The sequence below is a fragment of the Diaphorobacter sp. MNS-0 genome (assembly GCF_019602835.1).
Taxonomy (GTDB): Bacteria; Pseudomonadota; Gammaproteobacteria; order Burkholderiales; family Burkholderiaceae_C; genus Diaphorobacter; species Diaphorobacter nitroreducens.
Window position 1 is genome coordinate 1,517,402 of sequence record NZ_CP080761.1, and the last position, 17,280, is coordinate 1,534,681.

Genomic DNA, 17,280 nt, shown 5'->3' on the forward strand with positions numbered 1-17,280 from the left:
CCGCCAGAGCGAGCGCCGGGCGATGGCCCGGCCGCGTGCCGTCAGACCGCCATGTAGCGCCCTGGCCGGTGGTTCATGGCCAGCACCAGGTTGAGCGCCACGGCGCCGATGACCGACCACAGCACGCGCAGCGGCTCCACTGTGACCAGCGCAGCCAGCACGATGCAGCAGTCCACGGCCATCTGCACCTTGCCGGCGCGCCAGCCGAAGCGGTCCTGCAGGTACAGCGCCATGATGCCCACGCCCCCCAGGCTGCAGCGGTGGCGGAAAAGCACCAAAAAGCCCATACCCATGATCAGCCCGCCGGTGATGGCCGCATACAGCGGCTGCAGTTCGCTGATCTGCAGGAACTGCGACTGCAGCTCCGACAGCACCGACAGCAGCGCCACGGCCGCGAAGGTCTTGAGCGTGAAGGCCAGGCCCAGCTTGCGCAGCGCCAGCCAGTAGAACGGCAGGTTGAGCGCGAAGAACAGCTTGCCGAAGCCGATGCCCGTGGCGTAGTGCAGCACGAAGGCCAGCCCCGCCATGCCGCCGGTGGTGAGCAGCCCGGCGCTGGCGAGGAAGGCCACGCCCACGGAGATCAGCGTCACGCCCACGCCAATCGCCACGGCGTCTTCGGTGCGGGTGTGCGGGACCATGGCGGGAGCGGCGTTGGCGGTGGTGGTGGACATGGGCGGGATCGGCAGTCGCCGTGGTGACCGGCGGGGGCGCGATTGCACCACGGCATCGGTCGTTGTGTCTTGCGCTGGGTCAAATTCCCGTGTCTGGGTGGTGTGATGCTCCTAAAAGGTGAGCTGTTTGCGCTTGTCAGGCGGGCGCTAGAGGTCGATTTGACTCATCTCTGACGCACCCGGCGTGCCGGGGGGCTGGGTGGCCTGCATGGCTTCGGTGATGCATGCGCGCACGGCCACGCTGGGCACCATGGGCCGCAGCGCGGGCACGCTGGCACGGCCGATGTTGCCCTGCGGCAGCCGGCGCACCAGGTGGCCCACCAGCGTGAGGCCCAGCCGCGCCCATTGGCCCCGAGCCTCCGGCGCGTCGCCCAACTGGCGCGCAAAGCGCAGCATCTGCCAGTGCGCGCGCCAGTGCAGGCCCAGGCGGTTCTGGCCCACCACATGGGCGGCCTCCAGGTAGCGCCAACGCTGTTCGGTGGGCGCATCCACGCTGGTGCGCCAGCGCTGCAGCAGGTAGTCGTAGGCGGCGCGCTGGCGGCTTTGTGGTGATTGGGTCATGGTCATGCGGCCTCCTTCGCCGCGATAGAGGCACCGCGGCGCAGGCGCAGCCCGTTGGCCACCACCAGCAGGCTCACGCCCATGTCGGCTGCCACGGCCATCCACATGCTGGCCATGCCCAGCAGCGCCAGGGTGAAGAACGCGGCCTTGATGCCCAGCGCCAGGGTGATGTTCTGCCACAGCACGGCGTGTGCGCGGCGTGCCAGCCGCACGGTGTCGGGAATGCGGCGCAGGTCGTCGTTCATGAGTACTACGTCGGCCGTCTCCATGGCCATGCCGGTGCTGTGTGCGCCGCCCATGGCGAAGCCCACGTCGGCCTGGGCCAGCGCGGGCGCATCGTTGATGCCGTCGCCCGCCATGGCGGTGGGGCCGCGCGTGCGCTGCAGCGCGGCCAGGGTGTCGAGCTTGTCCTGCGGCAGCAGGCCGCCGAGCGCGTCCTGCGCGTCGGTAATGCCCGCCTCGGCCGCGATGGCCTGTGCGGTGGCCGGGTTGTCGCCGCTCAACACCACCGGGTGCACGCCCAGCGCGCGCAGTTCGGCGATGGCCTGGCGCGCGTGGCCGCGCAGCGGGTCGGCCACGGCGAACAGCGCGCGCACGGCTTGCGCGTCGGCCAGCAAGGTGACGGTGCGGCCCTGCCGCTCCTGTTGGGCCAGGGCGTCTTCGAGCGCAGCGTCGGCCAGGCCTTGTTCGCGCATCAGGCGCAGGTTGCCCAGCCACCAGCGCTGGCCGCCCACCTCGGCCTGCACGCCGCGACCGGGCAGGGCCTGCAGGTTCTGCACGCCGTTGTGGGTGGCCGCGGGCAGGCCGGCGGCGATGGCGCGCGAGACCGGGTGCTCAGACCGGCTGGCCAGCTGCCAGGCCACATCTGCCACGGCGTCGGCATCGGCGCCGTTCAGGGCACGCCACTGCACCAGGGCAGGGCTGCCGATGGTCAGCGTGCCGGTCTTGTCCAGCGCCACCACGCGCAGGCCGCGCGCGGCCTCCAGCGCGCTGCCGCCCTTGATGAGGATGCCGCGCCGCGCGGCGGCCGTGAGCGCGCTGACCACCGTGACCGGCGTGGAGATGACCAGCGCGCAGGGGCAGGCGATGACCAGCAGCGCCAGCGCCTGGTAGGTGGACTGCGTCCAGGTCCAGCCCATCAGCGGGGGGGCCAGCAGCGCCAGCAGCACGGCCAGTGCGAACACGACGGGCGTGTAGATGGCGGCAAAGCGGTCCACGAAGCGCTGGATGGGGGCCTTGCCGGCCTGCGCTTGCTCCACCGCGCGCACGATGCGCGCAATCAGCGTGTCGCCGGGCGGGGCGTTCACCTGCATCAGCAGCTCGCCCTGCTGGTTCACGCTGCCCGCGTACAGCGGGTCGCCGGCGGCCTTGTCGGCCAGTTGGCTCTCGCCGGTGATGGGGGCCTGGTTCACGCTGCTGCTGCCGTGGGTGACGGTGCCGTCCAGCGGCACATGCGCGCCCGGGGCGATGCGCACGGTGGCACCCAGCGGCACCTGGTCCACGGGCAGGCTCAGGGTGCTGCCATTCGGCTGCAGCACGTCGGCCGTGGCGGGCGCCAGTTGCAGCAGCTGGCGTATGGCATGGCGCGCGCGGTCCATGGCGCCGTCCTCGATGCGCTCGGCCGCCACGTACAGCGCCATGACCATCGCTGCCTCGGGCCACTGGCCGATGAGGAAGGCGCCCGTCACCGCCACGGCCATGAGCGCGTGGATGCCCAGGCGCAGGCGCGCAAGGTCTTTGAGGCCCACCCGGTACACGCCCAGGCCCGACAGTGCAATCGCCACCACGGCCAGGGCCATGCCGGCGTAGTCCTGCTGCATCCAGTGCGCCACCTCGGCGCCCGTGGCCAGGGCCAGCGCCGCGGCGATGCGCGGCCAACCGGGCAGGGTGCCGTGGTCGTGGCCGTCGCCCGCCGATGTGCTGCAGGCGCAGCCGCTGCATGCGGATGCAGGCGAAGGAGGCAGGTTTGCCGCGCCCGGGCCATGGGAATGGGACGCGGAATGGGAGGAATGGCTTTGGCTCATGCCATGATTGGAAACCTTGAAGCCACTCGAAGGTCAAGCCATGCTGCGACAAAGCCCCCGCCACCGTATCGGTGATGCCGCCCGGCTCTCGGGCGTGCCACCGGCCAACATCCGCTATTACGAAAAGGAAGGCCTGCTGCCCGCGCAGACCCGCGCGGACAACCGCTACCGCCTCTACAGCGACGAGGAGGTTCACCGCATGCGCTTCGTGCGGCTGTGCCGCGCCATGGACATGTCGCTGCAGGAGGTGCGCGGCCTGCTGGCATTGGACGCCTGCAGTACCACCGACGGCCATGCCGCCTGCGTCACGCTGGACGAGCACCTGGCGCACGTGCGCACGCGCATGGCCGAGCTGGCGACGCTGGAGCAGGAACTGCTGTCGCTGCGCAGCCGTTGCGACGGCACGGGAAGGCAGTGCCACGTGATCGAGGCGTTGCACGCACGCGCCGATGCCGATCCCGTGCCGCCCGCAGGGCCGGCGGCCCGCAGGCATGTATGAGGCCCATGGCACAGGTTGCTATGGTGTTAATAGCTGCTAGCGCTTGCTGCATAAGCGCTAGCGGCTAATTTGTTACTTATCGAATGCAGCCTTCGCCTATGATCCGCGCATGAACGCCAGCCTGCACCCTTCCATCGTGCCCCGGCGCCTGTGGGCCCAGGCGCGGCGTTGGGCCGTGGCGTGGTGGCGCATCATCTACCTGGGCGCCGTGGTCATGGTGCTGATGCTCTCGCCGTCCAGCTACGGCCGCGCCACGCGCTGGCGGCTGGCGCGCCACATGTACCAGGACACCGCGCCCATCCTGCTGGGCTTCACGGTGCTGGCGGCACTCATCAGTCTGGTCATCACGCGCATCGTGGTCGTCACGGCGCTCAGCTACGGCCTGTCGCGCTATGCGCTGGAGATGGTGATCCGCGTACTGGTGCTGGAGCTGATCCCGCTGACCGCCGCGCTGTTCGTGGCGATGCGCGCCACCATCCCCAACGGCACGCAGCTGGCGCTGATGCGCCAGTCGGGCCACCTTCAGGCTCTGCGCCAACGCGGCGCCGACCCCGTGCGCATGGAGCTGCTGCCGCGCGTGGTGGCTGGCGTGTATGCCAGCATCACGCTGGCGGCGCTGTCGTGCGTAGTGGCGCTGGTCATGGCCTACCTGGGCGTGTATGGGCTCAACACGGCGGGGCTGCCGGTGTACACGCGCATGTTCGGCCATGTGTTCGCGCCGCAGATCACGCTGGTGTTCGTGCTCAAGACCGTGTTCTTCAGCCTGGCCGTGGCGCTGATTCCCATGGCTTCGGGGCTCTACGAGAGCGGCGACGCACGCCAGGCCCAGCAGCCCGACTCCGAGCTGGGCGGCTTGGCGCGCATGTTCGCTGTGCTGCTGCTCATCGAGGTGATCTCGCTGATGGGCAATTACTACTGATTTCATGGCCACGCGATGACCGATCCGCAACGTCCCCAACCCCCGCTGTCCGAACCGCCGGCGAACGCGCCGGTAGAGTTGCTGCGGCCCGTGGCCCATCTGGAGCGCAAGGCGGCGGCGCTGCTGCTGTTCACGCTGGTGCTCGTGCTGGGTGCGGGCCTGTACCTGCTGTACGCGCGCGGCGCGTTCGAGCCCACGCAGCGGCTGGTGCTCACGGCCGAAGATTCCGAGGGCGTGGTCGTGGGCATGGACATGACGTTCTCGGGCTTTCCCATCGGCCGGGTGCGGCGCATCGAACTGGCCGAGACCGGCAACGTGCGCATCCTCATCGACGTGGCCCAGCGCGACGCGCACTGGCTGCGCACCTCCAGCGTGTTCACCCTGGTCAGCGGACTGGTGGGCGGCACCACCATCAAGGCCTACAGCGGCATGCTGGCCGACCCGCCGCTGGAGGACGGCGCCGAGCGACCCGTGCTGCGCGGCGACGCCACGGCGGAGATTCCGCAGCTCATGTCATCGGCACGCCAGCTGCTGGACAACCTGAACGCCATGACCGGCGCAGAGTCCGCCCTGGGTGGCGCCATGGCCCAGGTGCGCACACTCACCGAGCGGCTCAACGCGCCAAGCGGCGCCCTGGGCGTGCTCATGGGCAACGAGGCGGACGCGAAGAAGATCCTCACCACGCTGGAGCGCACCAACCAGCTGCTTGCGCGCATCGACGGCATGGCCGCCAAGGCGGACAGGCAGGTCTTCGGTGCGCAGGGCGACCCCGGCCTGGTGCCCGAGGTGCGGGCCGCCGTGGTGCAGCTCAACGGTTTGCTGGCCGACGCGCGCCAGAGCCTCACCAAGGTGGACGCCGTGCTGGCCGAGGCCCAGGCCGTGGGCGCCAACGCGCGCGAGGCCACGACCGACCTGGGCACGTTGCGCGCCGAGGTGGAAGGCAGCCTGCGCAAGGTGGATGCGCTGGTGAACGAGATCAACCGCAAGTGGCCCTTTGCCCGCGAAACGGAGCTGAAACTGCCATGACCTCCCTGCAGCTTCTCTTGTGCCGGGGCTTGGCACCCGCGCTGGCCGTGGTGCTGTCGGCCTGCGCCGGCAAGGCGCCGGTGCCCGACTGGCAGATGAATGCCCACGGCGCGGCCGAGCGGGCGACCGAGGCCTACCTGTCCGGCAACACCCGCGTGGCCGACCAGGAATGGACCCGCGCACGCGCCGAGGTGGCACGCACAGGCCGGCCCGAGTTGCTGGCGCGCGTGGAGCTGATGCGCTGCGCCGCGCAGGTCGCCAGCCTGCAACTGCAGCCCTGCACGGCTTTCGAGCCGCTGCGCGCCGATGCGGCGCCGCCGGAGCAGGCCTATGCCGACTACCTGGCAGGCCGCGCCACGCCCGCGCAGGCGGCGCTGCTGCCCGAGGCACAACGCGCCGCCGCGGCCAGCCCCCAGTCCATTGCCGGGATTGCCGACCCCTTGGCGCGCCTGGTGGCAGCGGGTGCGGCCGTGCGCGCCGGGCGCGCTACGCCGGAAGTCATGGTGCTGGCCACCGACACCGCCTCGGCGCAGGGATGGCGCCGCCCGTTGATGGCCTGGCTGCTGCTGCGCGCCGAACGGGCGGGTGCGGCGGGCGATACCGCGTTGGAGGCCGCGCTGCGGCGGCGCGTCGCTGTGGTGGAAAGCGGCGGCGCACCCGCCAGCGCCGTGCCCTGAAGCCCGGCCCGGGCGGCCCGCAAAAAAGCCGCCCGAAGGCGGCTGGAGGGGAGGAGTGAAAGGGAGCTCAGTCGAAGACGCCAGCGGGAACGAGTTGTTCCAGCTGGCTGTGCACCTGCGAGTCGGCCACCTGGGTCGTCTGGTGGGGCACCAGGGTCATGACGCTGGCCGCGAAGGCCAGGACCACGGTGACCACAAAGGCCGCGTAGGCGCGCGATCCGGGGCGGAAATGGCGTTTCATGGCAGTACCTCAGGTGGGTGGAACACACGGTATGCATGCATACCAAGACATGGAGCGATTAAAGCGCTTCAGTCCTCGCACCGTCTGTAAGACAAGGTAGATATGCGCAGCTTGGAAACCACCGTTACCGTTGGATGCAATCGTGCGGCGACCGGACCGCGCGGCGCGCTGCGCGGTCAACCAGCGTTCAGTGCGCGTGCGAGCGCTCCCGCGGTGAGGGACCTCCCGGCGGGCCAGCGGTCGGCAGCAGCGCCGTGCTCCCAGCAGGCGCGGCCCGCCGCCGCAAATGCCGCACCGGCCTGTGCAGGCTCCGCGGCCAAGCGCGCCCCCAACAGGCCGGCCAGCACGTCACCGGTGCCGCCCGTGGCCAGACGCGCATTGCCCGTGGGGTTGATGAGGGGCGTGTGCCCCGGTGCGGCAATCACGCTGCCCGAGCCCTTGAGCAGCACGGTGCAGCCGTACTGATCGGCCAGCGTGCGCGCCGCGGCCAGGCGGTCGGCCTGCACGGTGGCCGTGGTGCCGGCCAGCAGCCGCGCGGCCTCCAGGGGGTGCGGAGTCAGCACGGTGGGGCGGCCCTGCCGGCCACGCTCGCGCAGCAGATGCTGCAGATGGGGGTCGGCGGCCACGGCGTTCAGCGCGTCTGCGTCCAGCACCAGGCGTGCCGATTGCTGCAGGACGTCTGGCAGCACGGCCGCCACGGCCGCGCCCCCGCCGCAGCCGCAGACCACGGTGGCGTGGTCCAGCGCCAGCGCGTCACAACGGCGCAGCATCAGTTCAGGCTGCTGCGGCAGGGCGGGGAGTGCGCCGGCGTCCAGCAGCGCCACCATCACGCGGCCCGCGCCGGCGTGCAACGCCGCGCTGGCGGCTAAAAGGGCCGCACCCGTCATGCCCATGCCGCGCGCCTGCAGGCCTTCGCCGCCGATGACGGCCACGTCGCCGTAGCTGCCCTTGTGGCTGGCATGGGCGCGCACGGCAGGGGCGGGGGGGCCGGCGAGCCAGGCGCAAGGGGTTTCGGTTGATGCCGGCACGCCCAGGTCATCAAACCACACGCTGCCCGCTGCGTCGCGACCCTGGCCGGTGAACAGGCCTGGCTTGAGCGTGAGCAGGCTCAGCGTGTGGCGCGCCGCCGTGGCACCTGGTTGGGCCGGCGCCAGCCCCGGGATGTACTGGCCTGATTCCGCCACCAGGCCCGATGGCAGGTCCACGCACAGCGTGGGTGCCGCGCAGGCGCGCATGCGGGCCAGCCATTGCAGCAGCCGCGCGTCGGGCCTGCGGGGGCGCGGATCGGCGCTCAGGCCGATGCCCAGCAGCGCATCCACGCACAGGTCCTGCGGACCGAGGGAGGGTGGCTCAGCCGCGAACGGCACGCCGGCCTCTTGTGCGCGCTGCCAGGACTGGCGCGCGTCGGCAGGCGCCGTCTCGGGCGTTCCCATCCAGGTCACCACGACCGGGTGGCCGCCGCGGTGCAGCAGCAGGGCGGCCTCCAGCCCATCGCCGCCGTTGTTGCCGCCGCCGCAGGCGAACCAGAAGGTGCGCGCATGTGGAGCCAGCGCGAGCGCCAACCGGGCCGTGGCCTGGCCGGCGCGCTGCATCAGCGTGTGGGGCGCGAGGGCAGCGGCGGCGCTGGCCTCCAGGCGGCGCGTGGCCGCGGTGTCGAACAGGGGATGGGGCCGGTCAGGTGCGATGCGCTGCATGCCCGGCATTGTGGCGCCGGGCGGGGGCCGTGCGAAGCGCGCTAGAAGCGCTGCGGCGCAAAGGGCTGCAGGTCAATCGCGGGACTGCGCTGGGCGATCAGGTCCGCCAAGGCGCGGGCACTGCCACAGGCCTGGGCCCAGCCGCAAGCGCCATGGCCGGTGTTGATCCACAGGCCGGACACATCGCTCGCGCCGATGGCAGGGGCGCCATCGGTCAGCGTGGGGCGCGCGCCGCGCCAGACCTGCACTTGCGGGGACGAGGTGAGTGCGCCGCCCGGGAACCAGCCCGACAGCGCGAGGTAGAGCGTCTGCAGCGTGGGCGCGTGGTGGCTGCCGTTGCCGTGCCCGATCTCGGCGCCGCCGGACACACGCACGCGCTGACCCTGGCGGGTGATGGTGATGCGGTGCAGCGGATCGATTACCGAGCCCTGGGGTGCATGGCTGTCCTCGCGCACCGGCGCGCTGACAGTGTAGCCATGTACGGCCTCCAGGGGCAGGTGGCGCCCCAGCGGGCGCAGCAGCGCGGCGCTGGCCACGCCGGCGCACAGCACCACGGCGTCGGCCTGGCGCGGGGCGGCTTCGCCTACGACGTGGACGCCGGGCGGCGATGCGCTGAGAGCGCGGACATGCGCGCCGAACACGAACTGTGCGCCGCGCTCCTGCGCCGCGTGGCGCAGGATCTGCGCAAACAGCCGGCAGTTGCCGGACTCGCCATCCGGTACATGCACGGCGCCCGCCAGCGGCACGTCGGTGGACAGGCCGGGCTCGATGAGCCGCGCGGTGTCGGCATCCACATCGCGCAGGCCCACGCCCGCGTCGCGCAGCACCTTCAACGCGGGCTGCAGGCGCTCCACATCTTCGGGGCGGCACAGCAGCACCAGAGTGCCGCGGCTGGTTTCCAGGTCCACGTCCAATTGGTGGATGAGTTCGCGCGTGCGTGCCAGGCTGTAGCGGCCCAGACCTTCCAGCGCGGCCAGCCGCGCCGCCGTCTCGGGCCGGCGACCCGCCTGGGACCAGCGCCAGCGCCAGCGCCGGCCTGCCATGCCGGCGCCGCGTACCAGGCGCAGCGTGGCATCGCGGCTCCAAGGCCAGCGGCCGAGCGGCCCACCCAGGCCCGGCGCCGCCCACGGCATGAGTAGCGAGGGCGCCAGCAGGCCGGAGCTGCCGAAGCTCGCCTCCTCTGCCGCGGCGCCGCGCTGCTCGACCACGGTGACCTGATGGCCGTCCGCGGCCAGTTCATAAGCAGTGGCCGCGCCGACGATGCCGGCGCCCACGATGATGATGTGCATGAAAATTGAAGCGAAATATGCCTCTAGCGCCCGTAGGATAAGCGCTAGTAGCTATTGTTTTTGTAGTTCTTGTTCGATCAGCAGGCCGATGTTCAGCACCGGGTCGTCGCGCAGTGCGCCGTGCCACACCATCAGGCCCACGGGCAGTTCGCCCGCTTCGTGGCAGGGCAGGGACAGGGCGCAGCCGTCCAGCATGTTGACCACGCTGGTGTTGCGCAGCAGCAATCCGTTGACGCGAAAGAACTCCGCGTCGCGCTCGCTGCCCGGCGCGACCGATGCGATGGGGGGCGCCACGATGGGCACGGTGGGCGAGAGCAGGGCGTCGAAGTCGGCCATGGCGGTCTGCATGCGTGCGATCCAGGCGCGCCGCGCGTGCAGCAGATCGATGTAGTCGGCCGCGGACATGCCAGCGCCGCGCTCGATGCGGCTCTTCACGCGCGGATCGTAGGCGTTGCCGTGCCGTGCCAGCAGCGTGCGGTGCCAGGCGTAGCTTTCGGCGGCGGAAAACCCGCCGGTGGCGTTCACATCGGCCAACTGGGCGGTTTCTGCCAGGGCAATCTCGGTGATCTGCGCGCCGGCCGCGCGCAGGCGGGACAGCGTGCGGTCGAAGGCGCGGACCACGGTGGCGTCCAGTCCGTCCAGGAACAGTGTGGCGGGTACGGCCAGCCGCCAGGCCGACAGCGGTGCGGGGCTGCGCGTGACGCGCCGTGCCGCCAGGATCTCGTGCGCCACGACGGCATCGCGCACCGTGCGGGTGAGTGCGCAGGCCGTGTCCAGCGTGGTGGACAAGGGGACAGCGCCTTCGGTGGGCACGAGACGCGCGGTGTTCTTGAAGCCCACGATGCCGTTCAGCGCGGCCGGGATACGGATCGAGCCGCCCGTGTCGGAGCCCAGGCCAATGAAGGCCGCGCCCGTGGCCACCGACACCCCGGCGCCCGACGATGAGCCCCCGCACACCCGCGCGGGGCCGGGCAGCGCGCCGTGGCGGGCGTCAAATGCGGCGGGCGTGCCGAAGTGCGGATTCACACCCACGCCGGAGAAGGCGAACTCCACCATGTGCGTGCGGCCGATGAACGCTGCGCCCGCGCGGCGCAGGCGCGCCACGGCCGGGCTGTCGGCCGGCGCGGGTGGCGCATCCCGCAACACGGTGGAGCCCGCGGCGGTGGTCATGCCCTGGATGTCGAACAGATCCTTGACCGACACGGCAAGGCCCGCCAGCGGCAGACGCTCCACGCCGGGCACGGCGGCTGCTGGGCGGGCCTGGTCGAAGCTGGTCTGGCGGAACACATGGGCGCAGGTGGGCCCTTCGGCGGCGGCGATGCAGCGCTCGATTTCATCGCGTGCGCTGCTGTGCCCGGCAGCTACGTGGCTGCGGGTGGAGACGAGGTCAGCCAACATGGGGGATATGCTAGAATCTTTGGGTTTTGCTGAGAGCTGCGCCGCCGCCGTGCTGCCAGGCACCATGCAGAACTTAATCGCAAACCAGCCCTCTCAAGGTGTTGCCCTCTGCCCTCTCGTGGGACTGCAAGTTCCACGCAAGAGCGATTCAGTGGGCAAGTATTGAGGCTGGATTTTAGACCCAACCTTCGGAGAAACCTCATGTCCGTCACCATGCGTGAAATGCTGGAAGCCGGTGTCCACTTTGGCCACCAAACGCGCTTCTGGAACCCCAAGATGGCCCCCTTCATCTTCGGCCATCGCAACAAGATTCACATCATCAACCTGGAAAAGTCGCTGCCGATGTTCCAGGAGGCGCAGAAGTTCGCCAAGCAGTTGGCCGCCAACCGCGGCACGATCCTGATGGTCGGCACCAAGCGCCAGGCCCGCGAACTGGTGGCCGAGCAGGCCCAGCGCGCTGGCGTGCCCTATGTCGACCAGCGCTGGCTGGGCGGCATGCTGACCAACTTCAAGACCGTCAAGACCTCCATCAAGCGCCTGAAGGACATGAAGGCACAGCAGGAAGCCGGCCTGGAGTCCATGAGCAAGAAGGAGCAGCTGATGTTCTCGCGCGAGCTGGAAAAGCTCGAGAAGGACATCGGGGGCATTCAGGACATGGCTGCGCTGCCCGACGCCATCTTCGTGATCGACGTGGGCTACCACAAGATCGCCGTGTCCGAAGCCAAGAAGCTGGGCATCCCGCTGATCGGCGTGGTGGACTCCAACCACTCGCCCGAGGGCATTGACTACGTGATCCCCGGTAACGACGACTCGGCCAAGGCTGTGGCTCTGTACGCTCGCGGCATCGCCGACGCTATCCTTGACGGCCGTGCCAACGCCGTGACGGAAGTGGCCAAGGCTGTGGCTGCCGAAGGCTCCGACGAATTCGTGGAAGTGGACGAGAACGCCGCCTAAGTCAAGGGCCGCGCGATGCGTCGCAAAAAAAGCGGGGCCCCTGGTGAGCCCCCTTTTTTTTAGCTTCTGATCCTGTAACGAACTGAACTCAAGAACTGGAGAAACACGATGGCTGCAATTACCGCAAGCATGGTTGCCGAACTGCGTGGCAAGACCGATGCCCCCATGATGGAATGCAAGAAGGCCCTGACCGAGGCCGACGGCGACATGGCCAAGGCCGAAGAGCTGCTGCGCGTCAAGCTGGGTACCAAAGCCGGCAAGGCCGCTTCCCGCGTGACGGCCGAAGGCGTGGTGGCATCGTTCATCAACGGCAACGTGGGTGCGCTGATCGAAGTGAACAGCGAAACCGACTTCGTGTCCAAGAACGACAGCTTCATCGCCATGGCCAACGCCGCCGCCAAGCTGGTCGCTGAGCACAACCCCGCCGACATCGAAGCCCTGGGCCAATTGGCCTATGAGCAGGATGGCTTCGGCCCCACCCTGGAAGATGTGCGCAAGGGCCTGATCGGCAAGATCGGCGAGAACATGTCTTTCCGTCGTTTCAAGCGTTTCAGCGGCTCCAACCTGGCCGCCTACCTGCACGGCTCGCGCATCGGCGTGGTGGTGGAGTTCGACGGCGATGCCGTGGCCGCCAAGGACGTGGCCATGCATGTGGCCGCCATGAAGCCCGTGGCGCTGACCAGCGCCGACGTGCCTGCCGACCTGATCGCCAAGGAGCGTGCCGTGGCCGAGGGCAAGGCCGCCGAGTCCGGCAAGCCGGCCGATATCGCCGCCAAGATGGTCGAAGGCTCGGTGCAGAAGTACCTCAAGGAAGTCTCGCTGGCCGACCAGGTCTTCGTGAAGGCCGCCGATGGCAAGCAGACCGTGGCCCAGATGCTCAAGGCCGCCAACACCACGGTGAAGGGCTTCACCCTGTACGTGGTGGGCGAGGGCATCGAGAAGAAGGTGGACGATTTCGCCGCCGAGGTGGCTGCGCAAGTCGCTGCCGCCAAGTCGGGCGCCTGATAGCGCCTGCCGCCCACGCCCTTCATCCCCCCAGTCCAGCCTTACGGAGAATTGCCCATGACCCTCGCCACGCCAGCCCACAAGCGCATCCTGCTCAAGTTGTCTGGTGAGGCGCTCATGGGCGATGACGCATTCGGCATCAACCGTGCCACGATCGTGCGCATGGTCGAGGAGATCGCCGAGGTCAACCGCCTGGGCGTGCAAGTGGCGGTGGTGATCGGCGGGGGCAACATCTTCCGCGGTGTGGCGGGCGGGTCCGTGGGCATGGACCGCGCCACGGCCGACTACATGGGCATGCTGGCCACCGTGATGAACGCGCTGGCCCTGGCGGACGCCATGGACAAGCAGGGGCTGACGGCCCGCGTGATGTCCGCCATCGGCATCGAGCAGGTGGTGGAGCCCTACGTGCGTCCCAAGGCGCTGCAGTACCTCGAAGAGGGCAAAGTGGTGGTGTTCGCCGCCGGAACCGGCAACCCCTTCTTCACCACCGACACGGCCGCCGCGCTGCGTGGCGCCGAGATCGGCGCCGAGGTGGTGCTCAAGGCGACCAAGGTCGACGGCGTGTACACGGCCGATCCGATGAAGGACCCGTCGGCCACCCGCTATGCCAAGCTCACGTTCGACGAGGCCATGAGCCGCAACCTGGGCATCCTGGACGCGACGGCATTTGCCCTGTGCCGCGACCAGAAGCTGCCGATCCGCGTGTTCTCCATCGTGAAACATGGCGCGCTGAAGCGCGTGGTGATGGGCGAAGACGAAGGCACGTTGGTGTACGCTTGATGGCTTTGCCGCGCCTGGCCTGATTGCCCGCTTGCAGAGGAACCACACATGACGATTGCCGACATCAAGAAAACGACCGAGGCGAAGATGGACCAGTCCATCGCCGCCTTCAAGAACAACCTGGCCAAGATCCGCACCGGCCGCGCCAACCCGCAGCTGCTCGACACAATCCATGTCGAGTACTACGGATCCATGGTGCCGTTGTCCCAGGTGGCCAACGTGGCCTTGCTCGACGCGCGCACCATCAGTGTGCAGCCCTGGGAAAAGAACATGGGTGCCAAGATCGAGAAGGCGATCCGTGAAAGCGATCTGGGGCTGAACCCGGCCTCCATGGGCGACCTGATCCGCGTGCCCATGCCGCCGATGAGTGAAGAGCGCCGCAAGGAGATGACCAAGCTGGCGCGCAGCGAAGGCGAGGGCGCCAAGGTGGCCATCCGCAACCTGCGCCGCGATGCCAATGAGGGCGTCAAGAAGCTGGTCAAGGACAAGCTCGCCTCCGAGGACGACCAAAAGCGCGCCGAGGCCGATGTGCAGAAAACCACCGACAAGCACATTGCAGAGATCGATGCCTTGGTGGCGGCCAAGGAGCAGGAAATCATGGCGATCTGATCCGGTTTTGCGGATCGATCCTGGATTCATGCCCACCGTGCAGGGAGCCATTCCCCACCACATTGCCATCGTCATGGATGGCAACGGCCGCTGGGCGACGCGCCGCTTCCTGCCGCGCCTGGCGGGGCATCGGCAGGGCGTGGAATCGCTGCGGCGCTGCGTGCATGCCTGCGTCCAACGCGGCGTGGGCGTGCTTACCGTGTTCGCGTTTTCCTCCGAGAACTGGAACCGTCCGGCGGACGAGGTGTCCGGTCTCATGGATCTGCTTGCCAAGGCGCTGACACGTGAGGTGCCGCAACTGGCCCGGGATGGCGTGCAGGTGCACTTCGTGGGGGAAAAATCGGGCATTTCGGCGCAGGTGCGCGAAGGGCTCCAGCGTGCCGAGGCGGCCACCGCAAGCAACCAGCGCCTGGTGCTCAATGTCTGCTTCAACTACGGCGGCCGCTGGGACATCACACAGGCCGCAGCTGCGCTTGCAGCGCGGGGCGAGCCCATCACCGAGGCCAGCCTGCATGCCGCCATGGGCATGGCCCATGTGCCCGATCCGGATCTGCTGATCCGAACCGGTGGCGAGCGGCGCATCAGCAACTTCCTGCTGTGGCAGGCCGCCTATACCGAACTGTATTTCAGTGACCGCCTGTGGCCCGATTTCGACGAGGCCGCACTGGATGAAGCCATCGCGGACTTCGCGGCGCGCGAGCGCCGCTTTGGCCAAACCTCCGACCAGGTACAAGCGCAGCAGCCCGGTTCGCTGCGTGCCTGATTCCGTCCACCGCACATCGCTGAAGGGGGCCTGGATGCTCAAGCAACGTGTCATCACCGCGTTGGTCCTGCTGGCCATTCTGTTGCCGGCATTGTTCTATCCCTCGTTCGTGCCCTTTGCCGTGGTGACGCTGGTCATGATGGCTGCGGCGGCGTGGGAATGGGGTCGGCTTAACGGCCTCGGCGGCGGCGCCAGCATCGGCCTGGGGGCGGCGTGTGTAGTGCTGTGCGGCCTCGGGTGGGCCGCGGGCTGGCTGCACCAGCCGCTGCCCTGGCTGTGGCTGGTGGGCGGCGCTGCCTGGGTGCTGGGTGGGGCCGCCTTGCTGCGCGTCGGCGTGGCCGGCTGGCCGCAGCTGCCGCGCGGGCTGCGCGTGGCCGGCGGCGTGCTGGCGCTGTGGATGGCCTGGCTGGCCGTAGCCCAGGCGCGCGTGGTGGGGGTCAATTTCCTTCTGTCGGTTCTGACCCTGGTGTGGGCGGCCGACATCTTTGCCTACTTTGCCGGCCGCGCTTTTGGCCTGCGCTTCACGCGCAACAAGCTGGCTCCCTCTATCAGCCCCGGCAAGAGCTGGGAAGGGGTGTGGGGTGGCATGCTGGGTGTGCTGGTGCTGGCCGCGGCCTGGACCGCGGCCGATGGGGCCTGGCAGGCCAGCGTGCCCAGCCTGTACTCACGCCTGGCAGCCCAGGGCGTATGGCTGCTGGTCGTTGGCGCATTGTTCATGGCCGCCATGAGCGTGGTAGGCGACCTGGTGGAGTCGCTCATCAAGCGCAGCGCCGGTGTCAAGGACAGCAGCGGCCTGCTGCCCGGCCACGGCGGCGTACTGGACCGCATCGATGCGCTGCTGCCTACGCTGCCCCTGGCCATGATGCTTTCTCATTTCGCATCCGCATGAAACAACGTCTCACGGTGCTGGGTTCTACGGGATCCATCGGCACCAGCACCCTCGACGTGGTGGCTCGCCACCCCGATCTCTACGAAGTCTTTGCGCTGAGCGCGGCCACGCAGGTGGACCTGATGCTGGCGCAATGCGCGCAGTTCCGTCCGCGCTATGCGGTGATGGCCAGCAGTGCGCATGCGCGCCAGCTGGCAGACAAACTGCAGCAGAGCGGCTTGCCCACCGAGGTGCTGCAAACACCCGATGCGCTGCAAGCCATTGCCTCGCACGAAGAGGTGGACGCGGTCATGGCGGCCATCGTGGGCGCGGCGGGCCTGGCGCCGTGCCTGGCGGCCGCGCGTGCGGGCAAGCGCCTGTTGCTGGCCAACAAGGAGGCGCTGGTCGTCGGGGGCGAGGTGTTCATGGCTGCGGTGCGCGAAGGCGGCGCCACGCTGCTGCCCATCGACAGCGAGCATTCCGCCATCTTCCAGAGCCTGCCCGAAGACCCCGCCACCTGGCCGCGGCGCGTGGACCACGTGCTGCTCACCGCGTCGGGCGGGCCGTTTCGCACGCGTGACCCGGCCACGCTGCGCGACGTGACACCGGCGCAGGCCTGCGCGCATCCCAACTTCTCGATGGGCCGCAAGATTTCCATCGACTCGGCCACGATGATGAACAAGGCGCTGGAGGTGATCGAGGCGCGCTGGCTGTTCAACCTGGCGCCCGAGCAGATCAAGGTGGTCATCCACCCGCAGCAGATCATCCACTCCATGGTGCAGTTCGTGGACGCGTCCATCATTGCCCAGTTGGGCACGCCCGATATGCGCGTGCCCATCGCCTGTGGCCTGGCCTGGCCCGAGCGGGTGGAAAGCGGCGCGGCACCCCTGGATTTCACGCAACTGGCAGCGCTGACCTTCGAAGAAGCGGATGCCACGCGCTTTCCCGGGCTGCACCTGTCCTGGCAGGCGTTGCGCGCGGCGCCCGGCACCACGGCCGTGCTCAATGCCGCCAACGAGGTGGCAGTGGCGGCTTTCCTGGAGCAGCGCATACGTTTCGACCAGATCCATGCGCTCAACCTTGCAACTTTGGAAGCCGTCGAACCGTCCAACCCGGACTCGCTGGACGCACTGCTGGCGCTGGATGCGCGCACGCGTGCGCGGTCCGCGGAGTTGATGGCGCGCTTGTGAGGATGCTCTTAAAAGGTGAGCGTTTTGCGCTTGTCATACAAGGGTTACAGGTGCCTTTTATATTCAAGTCATTGGTGGATAAGCGCCAGGCGCTCTGATTTTTGTAGGAAAC

Annotated in this window: 18 protein-coding genes; 11 read left to right on the top strand and 7 right to left on the bottom strand. The window is 69.1% G+C overall.

The annotated features are described in order from the left end of the window. Positions 1-41: 41 nt before the first annotated feature. The 3 genes from K2L43_RS07345 to K2L43_RS07355 form a co-directional block, all read right to left on the bottom strand. Positions 42-671, bottom strand: a complete 630-nt coding sequence (locus K2L43_RS07345) for a YitT family protein (RefSeq protein WP_220638765.1) — start codon at positions 669-671, stop codon at positions 42-44. 147 nt (positions 672-818) lie between these two features. Further along, complete coding sequence (locus tag K2L43_RS07350) at positions 819-1,238, bottom strand: DUF3703 domain-containing protein (RefSeq protein ID WP_047351140.1); 420 nt, start codon at positions 1,236-1,238, stop codon at positions 819-821. Beyond that, positions 1,235-3,256 carry a cation-translocating P-type ATPase gene (locus K2L43_RS07355; protein WP_220638766.1) on the bottom strand — a complete coding sequence of 674 codons (2,022 nt, stop codon included), beginning with the start codon at positions 3,254-3,256 and terminating at the stop codon, positions 1,235-1,237. Before K2L43_RS07355 ends, K2L43_RS07350 begins: the two co-directional genes overlap by 4 nt. A gap of 40 nt (positions 3,257-3,296) precedes the next feature. Between K2L43_RS07355 and K2L43_RS07360 the strand changes: the two genes are divergently transcribed. From K2L43_RS07360 to K2L43_RS07375, 4 genes are all read left to right on the top strand, one after another. Beyond that, positions 3,297-3,755 (top strand): MerR family transcriptional regulator, encoded by a 459-nt coding sequence (locus tag K2L43_RS07360; RefSeq protein ID WP_088887098.1) that lies wholly within the window; start codon positions 3,297-3,299, stop codon positions 3,753-3,755. Positions 3,756-3,864: 109 nt separating this feature from the next. Beyond that, positions 3,865-4,674, top strand: a complete 810-nt coding sequence (locus K2L43_RS07365; protein ID WP_011805787.1) for an ABC transporter permease — start codon at positions 3,865-3,867, stop codon at positions 4,672-4,674. A gap of 15 nt (positions 4,675-4,689) precedes the next feature. Next, positions 4,690-5,700 carry an MlaD family protein gene (locus tag K2L43_RS07370; protein WP_172206620.1) on the top strand — a complete coding sequence of 337 codons (1,011 nt, stop codon included), beginning with the start codon at positions 4,690-4,692 and terminating at the stop codon, positions 5,698-5,700. Further along, entirely contained in the window at positions 5,697-6,377 is a 681-nt protein-coding gene (locus K2L43_RS07375; RefSeq protein ID WP_103738354.1) for a hypothetical protein, read from the top strand. Before K2L43_RS07370 ends, K2L43_RS07375 begins: the two co-directional genes overlap by 4 nt. A gap of 67 nt (positions 6,378-6,444) precedes the next feature. Here the strand turns inward: K2L43_RS07375 and K2L43_RS07380 are convergent, their stop codons facing one another. From K2L43_RS07380 to K2L43_RS07395, 4 genes are all read right to left on the bottom strand, one after another. Next, the gene (locus tag K2L43_RS07380) at positions 6,445-6,618 is read right to left on the bottom strand and encodes a hypothetical protein (protein WP_011805784.1); all 174 of its coding nucleotides are present in this window, start codon (positions 6,616-6,618) and stop codon (positions 6,445-6,447) included. A gap of 176 nt (positions 6,619-6,794) precedes the next feature. Next, entirely contained in the window at positions 6,795-8,312 is a 1,518-nt protein-coding gene (locus K2L43_RS07385) for an NAD(P)H-hydrate dehydratase (RefSeq protein ID WP_220638767.1), read from the bottom strand. A 41-nt stretch (positions 8,313-8,353) separates the two neighbouring features. Further along, complete coding sequence (locus K2L43_RS07390) at positions 8,354-9,601, bottom strand: FAD-dependent oxidoreductase (protein WP_220638768.1); 1,248 nt, start codon at positions 9,599-9,601, stop codon at positions 8,354-8,356. 51 nt (positions 9,602-9,652) lie between these two features. Continuing rightward, positions 9,653-10,999, bottom strand: a complete 1,347-nt coding sequence (locus K2L43_RS07395; protein ID WP_220638769.1) for an amidase — start codon at positions 10,997-10,999, stop codon at positions 9,653-9,655. 201 nt (positions 11,000-11,200) lie between these two features. Here K2L43_RS07395 and rpsB point away from each other — a divergent pair, with 201 nt between their 5' ends. The 7 genes from rpsB (at position 11,201) to ispC (ending at position 17,168) form a co-directional block, all read left to right on the top strand. Beyond that, positions 11,201-11,953, top strand: coding sequence for a 30S ribosomal protein S2 (rpsB, locus tag K2L43_RS07400; protein ID WP_015912864.1), 753 nt, complete (start codon positions 11,201-11,203; stop codon positions 11,951-11,953). A gap of 108 nt (positions 11,954-12,061) precedes the next feature. Beyond that, complete coding sequence (gene tsf / locus K2L43_RS07405; RefSeq protein ID WP_011805779.1) at positions 12,062-12,958, top strand: translation elongation factor Ts; 897 nt, start codon at positions 12,062-12,064, stop codon at positions 12,956-12,958. A 57-nt stretch (positions 12,959-13,015) separates the two neighbouring features. Further along, a complete protein-coding gene (gene pyrH, locus K2L43_RS07410) occupies positions 13,016-13,738 on the top strand; it encodes a UMP kinase (protein WP_220638770.1) in 723 nt (240 codons plus the stop codon). A 48-nt stretch (positions 13,739-13,786) separates the two neighbouring features. Further along, the gene (frr, locus tag K2L43_RS07415; protein WP_011805777.1) at positions 13,787-14,347 is read left to right on the top strand and encodes a ribosome recycling factor; all 561 of its coding nucleotides are present in this window, start codon (positions 13,787-13,789) and stop codon (positions 14,345-14,347) included. 28 nt (positions 14,348-14,375) lie between these two features. Continuing rightward, positions 14,376-15,110: a polyprenyl diphosphate synthase gene (gene uppS / locus K2L43_RS07420; RefSeq protein WP_015912865.1), complete on the top strand. Its 735-nt coding sequence runs from the start codon at positions 14,376-14,378 to the stop codon at positions 15,108-15,110. A gap of 34 nt (positions 15,111-15,144) precedes the next feature. Continuing rightward, positions 15,145-15,999 (top strand): phosphatidate cytidylyltransferase, encoded by an 855-nt coding sequence (locus tag K2L43_RS07425; protein WP_103738359.1) that lies wholly within the window; start codon positions 15,145-15,147, stop codon positions 15,997-15,999. After that, a complete protein-coding gene (gene ispC / locus K2L43_RS07430; protein ID WP_220638771.1) occupies positions 15,996-17,168 on the top strand; it encodes a 1-deoxy-D-xylulose-5-phosphate reductoisomerase in 1,173 nt (390 codons plus the stop codon). Before K2L43_RS07425 ends, ispC begins: the two co-directional genes overlap by 4 nt. Positions 17,169-17,280: the final 112 nt, after the last annotated feature.

Coding starts and splice junctions, on each gene's coding strand:
- K2L43_RS07345 (WP_220638765.1), bottom strand. CDS start 671: ATGTCCACCACCACCGCCAACGCCGCTCCCGCCATGGTCCCGCACACC.
- K2L43_RS07350 (WP_047351140.1), bottom strand. CDS start 1,238: ATGACCATGACCCAATCACCACAAAGCCGCCAGCGCGCCGCCTACGAC.
- K2L43_RS07355 (WP_220638766.1), bottom strand. CDS start 3,256: ATGAGCCAAAGCCATTCCTCCCATTCCGCGTCCCATTCCCATGGCCCG.
- K2L43_RS07360 (WP_088887098.1), top strand. CDS start 3,297: ATGCTGCGACAAAGCCCCCGCCACCGTATCGGTGATGCCGCCCGGCTC.
- K2L43_RS07365 (WP_011805787.1), top strand. CDS start 3,865: ATGAACGCCAGCCTGCACCCTTCCATCGTGCCCCGGCGCCTGTGGGCC.
- K2L43_RS07370 (WP_172206620.1), top strand. CDS start 4,690: ATGACCGATCCGCAACGTCCCCAACCCCCGCTGTCCGAACCGCCGGCG.
- K2L43_RS07375 (WP_103738354.1), top strand. CDS start 5,697: ATGACCTCCCTGCAGCTTCTCTTGTGCCGGGGCTTGGCACCCGCGCTG.
- K2L43_RS07380 (WP_011805784.1), bottom strand. CDS start 6,618: ATGAAACGCCATTTCCGCCCCGGATCGCGCGCCTACGCGGCCTTTGTG.
- K2L43_RS07385 (WP_220638767.1), bottom strand. CDS start 8,312: ATGCAGCGCATCGCACCTGACCGGCCCCATCCCCTGTTCGACACCGCG.
- K2L43_RS07390 (WP_220638768.1), bottom strand. CDS start 9,601: ATGCACATCATCATCGTGGGCGCCGGCATCGTCGGCGCGGCCACTGCT.
- K2L43_RS07395 (WP_220638769.1), bottom strand. CDS start 10,999: ATGTTGGCTGACCTCGTCTCCACCCGCAGCCACGTAGCTGCCGGGCAC.
- rpsB (WP_015912864.1), top strand. CDS start 11,201: ATGTCCGTCACCATGCGTGAAATGCTGGAAGCCGGTGTCCACTTTGGC.
- tsf (WP_011805779.1), top strand. CDS start 12,062: ATGGCTGCAATTACCGCAAGCATGGTTGCCGAACTGCGTGGCAAGACC.
- pyrH (WP_220638770.1), top strand. CDS start 13,016: ATGACCCTCGCCACGCCAGCCCACAAGCGCATCCTGCTCAAGTTGTCT.
- frr (WP_011805777.1), top strand. CDS start 13,787: ATGACGATTGCCGACATCAAGAAAACGACCGAGGCGAAGATGGACCAG.
- uppS (WP_015912865.1), top strand. CDS start 14,376: ATGCCCACCGTGCAGGGAGCCATTCCCCACCACATTGCCATCGTCATG.
- K2L43_RS07425 (WP_103738359.1), top strand. CDS start 15,145: ATGCTCAAGCAACGTGTCATCACCGCGTTGGTCCTGCTGGCCATTCTG.
- ispC (WP_220638771.1), top strand. CDS start 15,996: ATGAAACAACGTCTCACGGTGCTGGGTTCTACGGGATCCATCGGCACC.